We start from the raw sequence: 12,796 nt of genomic DNA, 5'->3' as shown, positions 1-12,796 counted from the left end.
CGACGACCTGCGGCAGGGGGACGAAAGATCAGAACTCGTCCTGCTTGACCATCGTCCGCAGGCGGGCCAGTGCGCGGTGCTGCGTCACGCGCACGTTGCCGGCGGAGATCCCGAGCGCCTCGGCGGTTTCGGCGGCGGACAGGCCGACTGCGATGCGGAGGGCGAGGATCTCCTGCTGCACCCGCGGGAGGGTGGAGAGCAGGCGGTTGAGCCGGGCACCGAGGTCGAGGTGCAGGGCGTGGGTTTCGGGCTCGTTGTCGCCGATGGGCCGCTCGGGCAGTTCCGGGACCGGCTCCGACCGGTCACGGGAGACGGCGCGGTAGGCGTCGGCGACCTTGTTGGCGGCGATGGCGTGCACGAGATAGAGGAACGAACCGCCACGATCCTGGTAGCCGGGCAGCGCCTTCAGCACCGCCATGCACACTTCCTGCGCGACGTCGTCCGCCGACAGGTAGGACAGGTCGCGGCCGCCCATTCTGGCGCGGCAGTACCGGACCACGACCGGGCCGATCATCCGGAGCAGGGACTGGATGGCGGCGGGATTCCCGTCGCCCGCGTCCTTGACGAGGGGATCGAGGTCCTCCTTCGTCAGCCGTCCGCCCGGTCGAGGCAGGTGCTCCGGAGTCGTGTATCCGGGGACCGCATCGGGGGTGACGGTTCTGGACGCGCTTGAAGTTGCTTGCATGGTCGTCCTCCCCGGCCGACCCTGCGACCGTCGCTGTCGAGGGGTCAACACTCCGTAACGATTGAGGGCGGCAGATGCTCCGTAAGATCAGATTCATCTGCCGCCGTTGCGACGCAGCGTAATCGTAGGCGTCGATCGGACGGCAGTAAAGATTTCAACTAGAGATAGCCCATTCGCCGGAGTCGGCTTAATACAACCGAGACTCTGCGTCGCGAAAAGGGGCTTCGGCGTCGCTGGATGTGTGCGCGACTTAGCGCACCGCGATCAGCGCGGCCGCCGTCGCTACGACGAGTGCCGACGTTGTGACAGCAAGGATCGGGTTAAGAGGTTTCGGGGTTTCCGGACGGCGCAGTGCTCGTTCACGAATCGCGCCGGCGGCGGTCAAGGTGATCACCATGGCCCCCGCGAAGGCGACCGGGACGACCGCCGTGCCCCATCCTCGCCGGGCCGCGGTGTGCAAGAGCAGGAGTGTGCAGGCAGTAGCCGCGAGCGCGGTCCGGCGCCACGCGAGCCCGGTCCGTTCCGCTTGCGCTCCGTGATCGGACGGGTTCACGAGAAGACCACCAGTGCCGCCGCGGTCAGGGTGATCGCGAGGATTCCGGCGGTCAGCAGGAGCAGCATCCCGCTCTTCGGCAGCGGCCGTCCCGTGCGCATCGCGGTCTGCACCCGTCGCCAGCGTGGATACGCGCTCGCCGCGAGCACGGCGGCCAGTACGACGCACAACCCCGCCAGGACGGTGCTCAGCGTGCTCGGGTCGGGGACCAGTTGATGGACGGCGACGCCGCCGGCCAGGAGGCCCAGCGCCGTCCGGAGCCAGGCGAGGAAGGTCCGTTCGTTGGCGAGCGTGAAGCGGTAATCGGGTTCCGAGCCGCCGTCGTGCGGGCCGTTGATCTCTGCCACGGATCGAGACTAGGCGTTCCGGCGCGCGAAGACCCACCAGCGAAGGACCGCGAAGCGCGCGATGCCGCCCACGACGCTGGCCGCGAGCAGCGCGCCGGTCTGTTCCAGTGCGGTCGGCTCGGTGATCACCGCGTCGAGGGACGCGAGCACGATCGAGCCGTACACGGCGTAGAAGGCGAAGGTGACCAGATCCTGGAAATGCCGCTTGCCTGCGTGACTCTTGCGGGTGGCGAAGGTGACCCGGCGGTGGAACTCGGTGTTCCCGACGGTGGTGACCGCGAGCGCGACCAGATTGGCCAACTGGGGGCCGAGGATCGGCTGCAGGAGAAGGAACAGCACCGCCTGCAGGCCGGTGGCGGCGACCCCGGCGACGACGTACCAAGCGGCATGGTTGCCGAGTTCGTGGTGCCGCTCCGGCGCGCGCCGGATGATCCGGTGCCCTGGCGCCCACCTGGTGGTGGTCATACCGACGACGCTACTCCTTGTTTCACAAACTTGTGAAGCTAATGAACCACCTGAGAAACTGTGATCCCCGCGACAGCGCCGCCGTTTGGCCTGCGGAGACGCCGGGTAAGCCACCGGGACGGGGTCGAGTACAGCACGCCCCGGGCAACGTCCGACCAGGAGGGAGCGGCCGATGAGCGATCGTGAGAGCGCGGAGCCGGAAACGCTGGATCCCAGTGAGGCGCTCGACGAGGACGAACTCCGTGTCGACCCGCTCGAAGAAGGGGTCGAACCGCCCGAGCACTGGAGTGGTGCCGACCGGTTCGGGACCACGCCGGCGGAGATCCGCGAAGGCGAGTCGCACGCCATGCGGCTGGCCGAAGAGGAGCCGGACGTCGGTGAAAAATGATCTTCACTCAGACGGCGGGCCGTGCCGACACCCCCTAGCGTGGTCGGTCAAGTGCAAGACCGCGACGAAGGAAGGGCAGAGATGCTGACAGTCACCGAAGCCGCCGCCGAGGCGATCACCGCACTGACCGGGCAGGAGAACGGCCAGGATGGAGGCGGGCTGCGGTTCGCCATGCACTCCCAGCAGGGAGACAGTCCTCAGCTCGCGGTTTCCGTCGCCCCGGAGCCGGAAAGCGGCGACAAGGTCCTCGGCGCCGACGGCGGCCCGAAGGTGTTCTTGGAGCCGGAAGCAGCCGAGTTGCTCGACGACAAGGTCCTCGACGTCCAGCAGGACGAAACCGGCGAAGTCGCCTTCGCCGTACTCCCGCAGGCTCAGCCCCAGCCCGGCAGCTGACCCCGGCGGTCTCAAGCTTTACGTCCCGTCGCGTGCCGGTCCAGGTGGTCGTGAGTGGCGTTTCGGGTTCTAACGCGAAACGCCACTCACGACCCACAGCGGAGGCGTCGCTGCCCAGGCTCAACTATGGGCCCAAGCGCGGACCAGCTCGCCGGCCCGCTCGCGCAGGAGTTCCGCCGCGTGCGCACGTGCGTGGTCGAGCGAAGGCGCGTGGTCGATCAGGGCGGCGCTGCCCACGACTCCGAGGCCGGTGAGCTGGCTCTGGTCCAGTTGGATCCGCCCGGCCAGCACCATCAGCGGCACCGCGTGTTCCCGCGCGCGAGCCGCGATACCCGCCGGGGCCTTGCCGTCGAGACTCTGCTCGTCCAGTGAGCCTTCACCGGTGATCACGAGGTCGGCGTGTTCGATGGCGCCGGCCACGCCGGTGAGCCCGGCGATGAGCTGGAACCCGGATTCGACGCTCGCACCGAGTCCCGCGATCGCGCCCGCGGCGACCCCGCCGCCCGCGCCCGCTCCGGGAAGATCCGAGACGTCGGGCGACCCGGCGCTCCGCAAAGCCTGCGCCCAGCGGGACAGGGACTCGTCCAGCTGCTCGACTTCGCGCGGGCCCGCGCCCTTCTGCGGGCCGAAGACCGCGGCCGCGCCACGGGGGCCGAGCAACGGGTTCGTGACGTCGGTGGCGACGGCGACCTCGACGGAGCCTAGCCGTTCACGCACCGGGCCGAGTTCGGCCAGCGCGACCCGGCCCAGCGTGCCGCCGCCGAGCCCGACCGGCGCGCCGAACGCGTCGAAGACCCCGGCACCCAGCGCCGCCAGCATCCCGGCGCCGCCGTCGGTGCTCGCCGTCCCGCCGACGGTCAGCACCAGCCGTCGCGCGCCGTTGTCGAGCGCGTGCGCGAGCAGTTCCCCGACGCCCCAGGTGTGCGCGGCGAGCGCCACCTCCGGGCTCGGATCGACGAACTCGATCCCGCAAGCGCGGGCCGATTCGATGTAGGCAGTGCCGTCGAGGGTCACGTAGCGGGCGTCGACGGTGTCGTCGAGCGGCCCTCGGACGGGAAGTTCCACGAGGTGGCCGCCCGCCGCGACGAGGACGTCGAGGGTTCCTTCGCCGCCGTCGGCGACCGGGCAGGACGAGACCTCGGCTTCGGGCAGCGCGTCGCGGACGCCGTGGGCGATCGCCTCCGCGGCCTCGACCGCGGTCAAGCTTCCCTTGAACTTGTCGGGCGCGATGACCACACGAGTCATGGACGAACCTCCGTCAGCGGGTTTCCGCCGGTGAGCACCGACGCGACGTTCTCGGCCGCGAGCACGGCCATGGCAGTACGGGTCTCGACCGTCGCCGATCCGAGATGCGGCGTCAAGACGACGTTTTCGCGATCCAGCAGGCGCGGTTCGACCTCGGGTTCGGCTTCGAACACGTCGAGGCCGGCTCCGGCGATTTCCCCGGCTTCGAGCGCGTCGGCGAGCGCGGCCTCGTGGACGACCGGGCCGCGCGTGGTGTTGATCAGATACGCGCCCGGTTTCATCGCCTTCAGCGCGTCCGCGTCGACGAGATGCCGGGTTTCCGGAGTCAGCGGACAGTGCAACGACACGACGTCGGAGCTTCGCAGCAGTTCGTCGAAGGGCACGTACTTCGCGCCCAAGGTCTTCTCGACGTCTTCGGCGGCCCTCGATCGTCCTGAGTAGACGATCCGCATGCCGAAACCGAGCGCCCGCCGCGCGACCGCCTGCCCGATCTGCCCGAGCCCGACGATCCCGAGTGTCTTGTCCTGCAGCGAAGAGCCGAGCAGGAAACCGAGATGGAACGACCAGGGGGTGCGGGAGCGGAGCAGCCGTTCGCCCTCGCCGAGCCGTCGCGTGACCGCGAGGATCAGCCCGAACGCCAGATCCGCGGTGGCGTCGGTGAGCACCCCGGGGGTGTTGGTGACGGTGATCCCGCGTCCGGCCAGCGCCGGGACGTCGATGTTGTCGTAGCCGACGGCCACGTTCGCCACGACCTTCAGATCCGGGCCCGCCGCGTCGGCGACCTCGCCGTCGATCCGGTCGTGCAGCATGCCGACGATCGCGGACGAGCCGCGGACGAACTCACGCAGTTCGTCCGGCGTCAGCGGCCGGTCGGCGCGCGACAGTTTCACCTCCCCGGCCTCGGCGAGCACTTTCAGCGCTTCGTCGGGAATCCACCGGGTCACCGCGATCGTCGAGGTCACGCGCCCAGCCTAGTGTGCGGCACTTGGTATCCCAAATACCGGAAATCCCCGTTATGAGGGAGGCGCTTCCCCTGCGCGGGGGAGTCGTCACCGGCCGGCGCCCCGGGATGGTGAGAAGTGCGGAAAAGCTCCGCGACCAGGGGATTCAAGGGGTGGAACATGAAACGATCACGAGAACTCGCGGCCGTCGGTGCCGCGATGGTCCTCGCCACGACACTCGTCGCGGCCGGTCCGGCGTCGGGTGAGGAAGCGGGCAAGGGCAAGCCGACCGAACCGAGCCTGGTCGGCAGCGCCAAGATGCTGCGCAAGGACGGCCAGGACGTCCGGTTCGCCTTCGACGCGCACGGTCTCTTCCCGGAGAGTAAGGGGACTTTCCGGGTCAGCCATGTGGGCGGCGGGTTCTCCGCCTACTTCAAGGGCCGGATCGACTGCCTGGTCGTCGGCGGCCCGGTCGCCGTCGTCACCGGCATCGTCGAGGACACGGACGTTCCCGGCCTCAAGGACCGCCGCGTCGGGATGACGGTGTACGACAACGGCAAGCGCGACCGGCTCGGCTACAGCTGGGGGCCGGACCCCGAGCACAAGCAAATCGTTCCGCCGTGCCTGAGCAGCGCGACCTTCGAACGGGTCGAAAGCGGGGACTTCAAGGCCGTCGAATGGTTCCCGCCCGGCAGCGGGATCGGCTGATCACAGCAGCTCCGCCACCTTCTTCGCCGTCTCCTTCGCTGATCCCGGGTTCTGGCCGGTGACCAGATTGCCGTCGACCACCGCGTAGGAGACGAAGGGCAGCTTGGCCTTTTCGTAGCGCGCGCCGCGTTTCTTCATCTCTTCTTCGGCGTTGTAGGGCACGAGCTTGTCCACCTTCGCGAGGACTTCCTCGCGCCAGGCGAAGCCGGTGACCTTGCGTCCCGCGACGAGATACGAGCCGTCGGACAGTTTCGTGTTCAACAGGCCGCAGTAACCGTGGCAGACGGAGGAGACGATGCCGCCGCGTTCGAAGATCTCGCGGGTGATCCGCTGCAGTCCTTCGCTGTCGGGGAAGTCGTACATGACCGCGTGGCCGCCGGTGAAGTAGATCGCGTCGAAGTCCGCCGAGTCGATTTCGTCCGGGGCGGCGGTGTTCTCCAGCAAGGCCATCCGGTCCGGGTCGGCGCGCCAGGCCTTGGCGGTCTTGTCGTAGTTGGGGAACTTCAGCGATCGGGGTTCGAGCGGCGATCGTCCGCCCTGGGGGCTGACGATCGTCTGCTCGAACCCGCGCTCGGCGAAGACGTGGTAGGCGTGCGTGAGTTCGGAAAGCCACAAGCCTGTCGGGTGGGACGGATCGTCGTAGTGACCGACGTTGGTGACGACGGTCAAGACGCGTTTGGTCATTTGCGGGCCTCCTGTTCCCGGACGGAGGTGGGGACCGGCATGTGGAGCGCGAGCTGCCCCTCGGTCATCACGTCGAGGCGGATCGGCTTGCGCGGGTCGAGTGAGCGTAGGTCATCGGAGAGGCGCCCGTCGCCCAACCGGAGGTCGACGCCGCGCGGGAACGTCGTACTTCCGGCCGAGAGGAGGTTGGTCTGGCTCAGCGTCGCATGCCACGCGTCCCCGATGGTGGTGTACGACGTGAGGCTCGAGACCCGCTCGCCCGATTCGTGCGTGGTTTGGCGCGGCGTCGCCGCCGAAAGAGCGAGATCGGTCTCGCCGCAGTCGTTCGCCACGCGCGCTTCGGTGCGTTCGGCGTCGATGTCGACGTCGATGCTCGTCACCCATTTCGGGAATCCGTAGCCGTCGTGGCCGCGGACCCGGGCGATGTCACTGCTGACCGGAAGGGACAGCACGTACGAGTGAAGGTGTTCGTTCTTGAGCCCGGTCACGAGATCGAAGAAGCCGAGCCGTCCGTGCCGGGCGGGCCGGACCGCGACACCCACGGCGGCCTCGGTGTAGAAGTCGATGTCGCAGACGTCGTACCGGAACACCATCACCGACACCAGGCCGAGGCCCGGCGCGACCTCCAGCGGCGCGAGCTCTTCGGGGAGGCGGCGCCGGATCGCCCGTGAAGGCGCCGTCAACGTCAGCCGGGCCGTCGAGATCCGGTAGTAGAAGTTGGGCGTCAACGTCGGGCCGATCGGGGAGTCGACCCGCGCCTTGGGAAGGCGCCGGAAGAAGTCCTGGCGAGCGGCGTGGAACTCGTCGGCATGGGCACCGCCTTGGCCGTCGACCCGGGGCTGCCCGCGAAGTGGCGGCTCGACGCGGACGCCGCCGTGGAACTCGCGCCGGTCCGGATCGGCGACAAGGCGGTCGCGTCCGCTGCGAGCATGGCCCGCGTCCGGCGGCAGCTTCGCCGACTCGGCGCGGGACGGCGTACCAAGCCCGGCATCGATCCGAAGGCGGCGCTCTTGGTGGAGACGGTCCTGCAGGCCTTGGCGCTCCGCCGTTATCGCGCTTGGTTGCACGGTCGCGCCGGCTGAGCTATGTTCATATGCAGAACATGTGTGCGCGATCCGAACGCATCATGGACGGCCTGGGAGGGTGGGGATGGCGGAGCTGCTGTCGTTGAAGGAAGCCGTGGCACGGCTGGTGCACGACGGGGACACCGTCGCGCTCGAGGGCTTCACGCACCTCATCCCCGTGGCCGCCGGTCACGAGATCATCCGACAGGGCCGCACCGGCCTGACGTTGATCCGCATGACGCCGGACATCGTCTATGACCAGCTCATCGGCGCGGGCTGCGCGAGCAAGCTGATCTTCTCGTGGGGCGGCAACCCCGGGGTCGGCTCGCTGCACCGGTTCCGTGACGCGGTCCAGCACTCCTGGCCGGTGCCCTTGGAGATAGAGGAACACAGCCACGCGGGTATGGCGAATCGGTACGTCGCCGGAGCCTCGGGCCTCCCGTTCGCCGTCCTGCGCGGCTACACCGGCACCGATCTTCCCGCGCGGACCGACACGATCAAACCCATCACCTGCCCGTTCACCGGTGAGCGGCTGGCCGCGGTCCCCGCCCTCAACCCGGACGTCACGATCGTCCACGCCCAGCGCGCCGACAGGTCCGGCAACGTCCAGATCTGGGGTATCACCGGCGTCCAGAAGGAGGCGGTGCTCGCGGCGAAACGGTCGCTGGTCACCGTCGAGGAGGTCGTCGACGAGCTGGAACCCCGGCCTGGCGCGATCGTCCTGCCGTCGTGGGCCGTCACCGCCGTGGCCGAGGTGCCCGGCGGCGCGAGGCCGTCGTACGCGGCGGGCTACTACGAACGGGACAACGACGCCTACCAGGCATGGGACGCGATCGGCCGGGACAGGGAGAGCTTCACACGCTGGCTCGGCGAGCTGACGGGAGTGAAGGCATGACCGAGTACACCTCCGACGAGATGATGAGCGTCGCCGCGGCCCGCGCTCTCGGCGACGGGATGTCCTGTTTCGTGGGCATCGGCCTGCCCAGCACCGCTGCCAACCTGGCTCGCCGCGGGCACGCGCCGAACCTGACGCTGATCTACGAATCCGGATGCCTCGGCGCCAAGCCGAGCAGGCTCCCGCTGTCCATCGGCGACGGCGAACTCGCCGACACCGCGGACGCCGTGGTCAGCGTCCCCGAGGTCTTCAACTACTGGCTCCAGCCGGGGCGGATCGACGTCGGTTTCCTCGGCGCCGCCCAGCTGGACAAGTTCGGCAACATCAACACCACCGTCATCGGCCCGGACTACGCCAACCCCAAGGTGCGCCTGCCGGGGGCGGGCGGGGCCCCGGAGATCGCCGCGTCCTGCCGCGAGGTGTTCGTGGTGCTCCGGCAGAGTCCCCGCACGTTCGTCGAGAAGGTCGACTTCGTGACGTCGTTCGGCCACGGCACCGGCAAGGGCGATCGTGAGCGGCTCGGCCTTCCCGGCGCCGGGCCGACGCTGGTGGTCACCGACCTCGGCCTGATGCGGCCTGACCCGGAGACCGCCGAGCTCACGCTCACCGAACTGCACCCCGGTGTCGAGGTCGATCAGGTCGTCGAAGCGACCGGGTGGAAACTGAAGGTGGCCGGCGACCTGGGCACCACCCCGGCGCCGACCGAGGCAGAACTCCGCATCCTCCGAGACCTCAAAAGGGCGAGCGCATGACCGACGTCTTCCTGTTCGACGCCATCCGTACCCCGTTCGGCAAGTACGGCGGCGCCCTGTCCGGGGTGCGCCCGGACGATCTCGCCGCCACCGTGTTGCGGGCGCTGGCCGAGCGCAACGACCTCGACCCGGCCACCGTCGACGAGGTCGTGCTCGGCGACGCCAACGGGGCGGGCGAGGACAACCGCAACGTCGCGAGGATGGCGGCGCTGCTGGCCGGCTGGCCGACGACGGTGCCGGGTGCCACGGTCAACCGGCTGTGCGGCTCCGGCCTCGACGCCCTCATGCAGGCCAGCCGGACGGTCCAGGTCGGCGAAGCCTCGCTCGCCGTCGCGGGCGGGGTCGAGTCGATGAGCCGCTCGCCGCTGGTCATGCAGAAACCGGAGAAGGCCTTCCCGGCGGGCAACCAGACGCTGTACTCCACCGCGCTGGGCTGGCGCATGGTCAACCCGAAGATGCCCGAGCAGTGGACGGTCTCGCTCGGCGAGTCCACCGAGCAGCTCGCGGAGCGCTACGGGATCGGCCGCGACGAGCAGGACGCGTTCGCCGTCCGCAGCCACGTCAACGCCGCCCGCGCCTGGGACGAGGGGTTCTACGACGATCACGTCGTCCCGGTCGAGGGTGTCGAACTCACCCGCGACGAAGGTATCCGGCCGGACTCCAGCCCGGAGAAGCTCGCGAAGCTCAAGCCGGTCTTCCGTCCACAAGGGACGGTCACGGCCGCGAACGCCTCGCCGCTGAACGACGGCGCCTCCGCGCTGCTGCTCGGCGACGAGGCGGCGGGCAAGCGGCTCGGCAAGGCGCCGCTGGCCCGGATCGCCGGCCGGGGCGCGGCCGGTGTCGACCCGGACGTCTTCGGCATCGGCCCGGTGCGCGCGGCCGAGATCGCCTTGGAGCGGGCGGGGATCGGCTGGGAAGACCTCGCGGCGGTGGAGCTGAACGAGGCCTTCGCCGCGCAGTCGCTGGCCTGTCTGCGCGACTGGTCGAAGCTCGACCCGGAGATCGTCAACGTGAACGGCGGCGCGATCGCGATCGGGCATCCGCTGGGCGCCTCCGGCGGCCGGATCGTCGGCACCCTGGCCCACCACCTGCGCCGTACCGGCGGCCGGTGGGGTCTGGCGGCCATCTGCATCGGCGTCGGCCAGGGGCTGGCCATCGTCCTCGAAGCTCAGTGACCCACTGACCCGCGCTGGAGGGAACAGCATGTCGGCACCCGCAGAACTGAGGCTCCCAAGCTACCGGCGCGATCCGGAGGGCACGCATCCGCCGCTCGATTCCGCCGGATACCGGTCGACGGCGCTGCGGCACCCCAAGGAACCGTTGATCGTGCTCCCGCATCTGCTGACCGAGGTCACCGGGCCCGCGCTGGGCCCGGGCCGGATCGGCGAGTTCGACAACGACCTCACCAAGGGGCACGCGGGGGAGCCGCAGGGCCAGCGGATCATCGTCACCGGACGGCTGCTCGACGGCGACGGGCGGCCGATCCGTGACTCGCTCGTCGAGATCTGGCAGGCGAACGCGGGCGGCCGGTACCGGCACACCGGCGACCGCTGGCCGTCGCCGCTGGACCCGAACTTCGACGGCGCGGGCCGGACACTCACCGACTCCGAGGGGCGCTACACCTTCACCACCATCAAACCGGGCGCGTACCCGTGGAAGAACCACGACAACGCCTGGCGGCCGGCGCATATCCACTTCTCCGTCTTCGGCAGCGCGTTCACCCAGCGGCTGGTCACCCAGATGTACTTCCCGGAAGACCCGCTGTTCTCGCAGGACCCGATCTTCAACTCCATCCCGGACGAGAAGGCGCGGCAGCGGATGATCGCGCGCTTCGACCTCGACCGCACGGAAGCCGAGTGGGCGCTGGCCTTCCAGTTCGACATCGTCGTGCGCGGCCGCGAGGCTTCGGTCTTCGAAGACGAGGAGGACGAGCACTGATGCCGGAGACGACGCCTTCCCAGACCGTCGGCCCGTACCTGTCCATCGGCCTGCCCTGGCCGGACGGGCCGGACGTCGTCCCCGCGGGCGAACCGGCCGCGATCCGCATCCACGGCCGCGTCCTCGACGGCGCGGGCGAACCGGTGCCGGACGCGATGATCGAGACCTGGCAGGCCGACGCCGACGGCCGGTTCGACCATCCCGACGACCCGCGCGGAGCGGTCGCGAGCGGGTTCCGGGGCTTCGGCCGCTGTCCCACCGACACGAACGGCGACTACGAGATCCGGACGATCATGCCCGGCTCGCTGCCCGGCCCGGCCGGCGGCACGCAGGCGCCGCATATCGACGTCTCGGTGTTCGCCCGCGGGCTCCTGCACCGGGTAGTCACGCGGATCTACTTCGAGGACAACGACAACTCCGGGGATCCGGTGCTGGCGTCGGTCCCGGAAGCACGCCAGGGCACCCTGATCGCCACCAAGACCGGCGACGGCTACCGGTTCGACATCCGGTTGCAGGGCGAAGGGGAGACGGTGTTCTTCGATGTCTAGTTCTTCGATGTCCGAGCCGGTGAAGGTGCACAGCGTCGCGGAGGGGCCCGCCGACGGTCCGGTCGTGGTGCTCAGCGGATCGCTCGGCAGCGATCACCGCATGTGGGAACCGCAGGTGAAACCCTTGGTGGCGCGGGGTTTCCGGGTGATCCGGTACGACACTCGCGGGCACGGCGCGTCCCCGGTCCCGGCCGGGCCGTACACGCTCGCCGATCTCGGCGGTGACCTGCTCGCGCTACTCGACGAGCACGGCGCCGAACGGGCCCACGTCGTCGGGCTCTCGCTCGGCGGGATGACCGGGATGTGGCTCGGCGTCAACGCGCCGGACCGGATGGCGAGTCTCGTGCTGTGCTGCACGTCGGCGAAGCTCGGGCCGCCGAGCATGTGGGCGGACCGGGCGAAGGCGGTCCGGGAGCAGGGCACCGCGGCGGTCGCCGAGGCCGGCGTCGCCCGGTGGCTGACCACCGGGTACGCCGCCGCGTATCCGGAGCAGGCCGAGTACCTGCGCGAGATGATCGCGGGCGTCCCCGCCGAGGGCTACGCGGCGTCCTGCCAGGCCATCGAGCGGATGGACCTCGTGGACGACCTGCCCAAGATCGCGGCGCGGACCCTGGTCATCGCCGGAGGCCGGGATCCGGCCACCCCGGTCGAGCACGCCGAGGTGATCGCCGGCGGCATCCCGGACGCGCGGCTCGAGGTCGTCGAAGACGCCGCCCATCTCGGGAGTTTCGAACAGCCGGAGCGGTTCAGCGCCTTGATCCTCGAACATCTGGAGGCCGCCCGATGAGCGAAGACCCCTACGAGACCGGCATGAAGGTGCGCCGCGAGGTCCTCGGGGACGAGCACGTCGACCGGGCCGTCGCCCGGACCACCGAGTTCAGCCGCCCGTTCCAGGACTACATCACCCGCGGCGCCTGGGGGTCGGTCTGGTCGCGTGACGGGCTCGACCGCAAGACCCGCAGCTGTGTCACCCTGGCCGCGCTCACCGCGCTGCACGCCCACGACGAGCTCGCGATGCACGTCCGCGCCGCTGTCCACAATGGACTAACCGCGGAGGAGATCTCCGAGGTCCTGCTGCACACCGCCGTCTACACAGGTGCCCCGGCCGCCAACGCGGCGTTCGCCGTCGCGCAGCGGGTCCTGGCCGAACTCGGTGAGCCTGCCGCCCAGAGAGAGGGTGACAGTTAGGG

Annotated in this window: 18 protein-coding genes and 1 pseudogene; 11 read left to right on the top strand and 8 right to left on the bottom strand. The window is 69.8% G+C overall.

Translation table 11 applies throughout. The annotated features are described in order from the left end of the window. Positions 1-28 precede the first annotated feature (28 nt). From shbA to AORI_RS71185, 4 genes are all read right to left on the bottom strand, one after another. On the bottom strand, positions 29-685 hold the full coding sequence (gene shbA, locus AORI_RS71200) for an RNA polymerase sigma factor ShbA (protein ID WP_016336345.1): 657 nt from the start codon (positions 683-685) through the stop codon (positions 29-31). Between the two features lie 250 nt (positions 686-935). Next, positions 936-1,238 carry a DUF202 domain-containing protein gene (locus tag AORI_RS71195; protein ID WP_016336344.1) on the bottom strand — a complete coding sequence of 101 codons (303 nt, stop codon included), beginning with the start codon at positions 1,236-1,238 and terminating at the stop codon, positions 936-938. Further along, positions 1,235-1,585, bottom strand: coding sequence for a YidH family protein (locus tag AORI_RS71190; protein WP_016336343.1), 351 nt, complete (start codon positions 1,583-1,585; stop codon positions 1,235-1,237). The genes AORI_RS71195 and AORI_RS71190 overlap by 4 nt, the downstream gene beginning before the upstream one ends. Positions 1,586-1,594: 9 nt before the next feature. Next, entirely contained in the window at positions 1,595-2,050 is a 456-nt protein-coding gene (locus AORI_RS71185) for a GtrA family protein (RefSeq protein ID WP_016336342.1), read from the bottom strand. Between the two features lie 172 nt (positions 2,051-2,222). On the opposite strand from AORI_RS71185, the pseudogene AORI_RS71180 reads away from it, so the two are divergent. Together AORI_RS71180 and AORI_RS71175 are read left to right on the top strand one after the other, a co-directional pair. Continuing rightward, positions 2,223-2,423: pseudogene (locus AORI_RS71180) on the top strand (hypothetical protein); the annotation flags it as partial. 96 nt (positions 2,424-2,519) lie between these two features. Further along, positions 2,520-2,831 carry a hypothetical protein gene (locus AORI_RS71175; RefSeq protein ID WP_016336340.1) on the top strand — a complete coding sequence of 104 codons (312 nt, stop codon included), beginning with the start codon at positions 2,520-2,522 and terminating at the stop codon, positions 2,829-2,831. Positions 2,832-2,951: 120 nt separating this feature from the next. On the opposite strand, the gene AORI_RS71170 is transcribed toward AORI_RS71175, so the two are convergent. After that, a complete protein-coding gene (locus AORI_RS71170) occupies positions 2,952-4,076 on the bottom strand; it encodes a glycerate kinase (protein WP_016336339.1) in 1,125 nt (374 codons plus the stop codon). Beyond that, on the bottom strand, positions 4,073-5,038 hold the full coding sequence (locus tag AORI_RS71165; RefSeq protein ID WP_016336338.1) for a 2-hydroxyacid dehydrogenase: 966 nt from the start codon (positions 5,036-5,038) through the stop codon (positions 4,073-4,075). The genes AORI_RS71170 and AORI_RS71165 overlap by 4 nt, the downstream gene beginning before the upstream one ends. A 159-nt stretch (positions 5,039-5,197) precedes the next feature. Between AORI_RS71165 and AORI_RS71160 the strand changes: the two genes are divergently transcribed. Continuing rightward, positions 5,198-5,725: a hypothetical protein gene (locus tag AORI_RS71160; protein ID WP_016336337.1), complete on the top strand. Its 528-nt coding sequence runs from the start codon at positions 5,198-5,200 to the stop codon at positions 5,723-5,725. On the opposite strand, the gene AORI_RS71155 is transcribed toward AORI_RS71160, so the two are convergent. Together AORI_RS71155 and AORI_RS71150 are read right to left on the bottom strand one after the other, a co-directional pair. Next, a complete protein-coding gene (locus AORI_RS71155) occupies positions 5,726-6,409 on the bottom strand; it encodes a type 1 glutamine amidotransferase domain-containing protein (RefSeq protein WP_016336336.1) in 684 nt (227 codons plus the stop codon). Then, the gene (locus AORI_RS71150) at positions 6,406-7,137 is read right to left on the bottom strand and encodes an acetoacetate decarboxylase family protein (RefSeq protein ID WP_016336335.1); all 732 of its coding nucleotides are present in this window, start codon (positions 7,135-7,137) and stop codon (positions 6,406-6,408) included. The genes AORI_RS71155 and AORI_RS71150 overlap by 4 nt, the downstream gene beginning before the upstream one ends. A gap of 81 nt (positions 7,138-7,218) precedes the next feature. On the opposite strand from AORI_RS71150, the gene AORI_RS84470 reads away from it, so the two are divergent. The 8 genes from AORI_RS84470 to pcaC all read left to right on the top strand — a co-directional run bounded on the left by AORI_RS84470 (position 7,219) and on the right by pcaC (position 12,794). Next, positions 7,219-7,491, top strand: coding sequence for a hypothetical protein (locus AORI_RS84470; RefSeq protein ID WP_228688219.1), 273 nt, complete (start codon positions 7,219-7,221; stop codon positions 7,489-7,491). A 67-nt stretch (positions 7,492-7,558) separates the two neighbouring features. Next, on the top strand, positions 7,559-8,368 hold the full coding sequence (locus AORI_RS71140) for a CoA transferase subunit A (protein WP_016336333.1): 810 nt from the start codon (positions 7,559-7,561) through the stop codon (positions 8,366-8,368). Then, complete coding sequence (locus tag AORI_RS71135) at positions 8,365-9,120, top strand: CoA-transferase subunit beta (protein ID WP_016336332.1); 756 nt, start codon at positions 8,365-8,367, stop codon at positions 9,118-9,120. Before AORI_RS71140 ends, AORI_RS71135 begins: the two co-directional genes overlap by 4 nt. Then, positions 9,117-10,295, top strand: coding sequence for a thiolase family protein (locus tag AORI_RS71130; protein ID WP_016336331.1), 1,179 nt, complete (start codon positions 9,117-9,119; stop codon positions 10,293-10,295). Before AORI_RS71135 ends, AORI_RS71130 begins: the two co-directional genes overlap by 4 nt. Before the next feature lie 28 nt (positions 10,296-10,323). Then, on the top strand, positions 10,324-11,058 hold the full coding sequence (gene pcaH / locus AORI_RS71125; RefSeq protein ID WP_016336330.1) for a protocatechuate 3,4-dioxygenase subunit beta: 735 nt from the start codon (positions 10,324-10,326) through the stop codon (positions 11,056-11,058). Further along, entirely contained in the window at positions 11,058-11,606 is a 549-nt protein-coding gene (gene pcaG, locus AORI_RS71120; RefSeq protein WP_016336329.1) for a protocatechuate 3,4-dioxygenase subunit alpha, read from the top strand. Before pcaH ends, pcaG begins: the two co-directional genes overlap by 1 nt. A gap of 7 nt (positions 11,607-11,613) precedes the next feature. Continuing rightward, the gene (gene pcaD, locus AORI_RS71115; protein WP_016336328.1) at positions 11,614-12,393 is read left to right on the top strand and encodes a 3-oxoadipate enol-lactonase; all 780 of its coding nucleotides are present in this window, start codon (positions 11,614-11,616) and stop codon (positions 12,391-12,393) included. Continuing rightward, positions 12,390-12,794: a 4-carboxymuconolactone decarboxylase gene (pcaC, locus tag AORI_RS71110; protein WP_016336327.1), complete on the top strand. Its 405-nt coding sequence runs from the start codon at positions 12,390-12,392 to the stop codon at positions 12,792-12,794. Before pcaD ends, pcaC begins: the two co-directional genes overlap by 4 nt. Positions 12,795-12,796 lie beyond the last annotated feature (2 nt).

This window comes from Amycolatopsis keratiniphila, from assembly GCF_000400635.2.
GTDB lineage: Bacteria > Actinomycetota > Actinomycetes > Mycobacteriales > Pseudonocardiaceae > Amycolatopsis > Amycolatopsis keratiniphila.
The sequence above is the reverse complement of the archived record's forward strand: the minus strand, read 5'-3'. Positions and strand labels throughout refer to the sequence as shown.

What these genes read in the sequence shown, in the direction of transcription:
- shbA (WP_016336345.1), bottom strand. Translation starts at nt 685, where the DNA reads ATGCAAGCAACTTCAAGCGCGTCCAGAACCGTCACCCCCGATGCGGTC.
- AORI_RS71185 (WP_016336342.1), bottom strand. Translation starts at nt 2,050, where the DNA reads ATGACCACCACCAGGTGGGCGCCAGGGCACCGGATCATCCGGCGCGCG.
- AORI_RS71175 (WP_016336340.1), top strand. Translation starts at nt 2,520, where the DNA reads ATGCTGACAGTCACCGAAGCCGCCGCCGAGGCGATCACCGCACTGACC.
- AORI_RS71170 (WP_016336339.1), bottom strand. Translation starts at nt 4,076, where the DNA reads ATGACTCGTGTGGTCATCGCGCCCGACAAGTTCAAGGGAAGCTTGACC.
- AORI_RS71160 (WP_016336337.1), top strand. Translation starts at nt 5,198, where the DNA reads ATGAAACGATCACGAGAACTCGCGGCCGTCGGTGCCGCGATGGTCCTC.
- AORI_RS71155 (WP_016336336.1), bottom strand. Translation starts at nt 6,409, where the DNA reads ATGACCAAACGCGTCTTGACCGTCGTCACCAACGTCGGTCACTACGAC.
- AORI_RS84470 (WP_228688219.1), top strand. Translation starts at nt 7,219, where the DNA reads ATGGGCACCGCCTTGGCCGTCGACCCGGGGCTGCCCGCGAAGTGGCGG.
- AORI_RS71140 (WP_016336333.1), top strand. Translation starts at nt 7,559, where the DNA reads ATGGCGGAGCTGCTGTCGTTGAAGGAAGCCGTGGCACGGCTGGTGCAC.
- AORI_RS71135 (WP_016336332.1), top strand. Translation starts at nt 8,365, where the DNA reads ATGACCGAGTACACCTCCGACGAGATGATGAGCGTCGCCGCGGCCCGC.
- AORI_RS71130 (WP_016336331.1), top strand. Translation starts at nt 9,117, where the DNA reads ATGACCGACGTCTTCCTGTTCGACGCCATCCGTACCCCGTTCGGCAAG.
- pcaH (WP_016336330.1), top strand. Translation starts at nt 10,324, where the DNA reads ATGTCGGCACCCGCAGAACTGAGGCTCCCAAGCTACCGGCGCGATCCG.
- pcaG (WP_016336329.1), top strand. Translation starts at nt 11,058, where the DNA reads ATGCCGGAGACGACGCCTTCCCAGACCGTCGGCCCGTACCTGTCCATC.
- pcaD (WP_016336328.1), top strand. Translation starts at nt 11,614, where the DNA reads ATGTCCGAGCCGGTGAAGGTGCACAGCGTCGCGGAGGGGCCCGCCGAC.
- pcaC (WP_016336327.1), top strand. Translation starts at nt 12,390, where the DNA reads ATGAGCGAAGACCCCTACGAGACCGGCATGAAGGTGCGCCGCGAGGTC.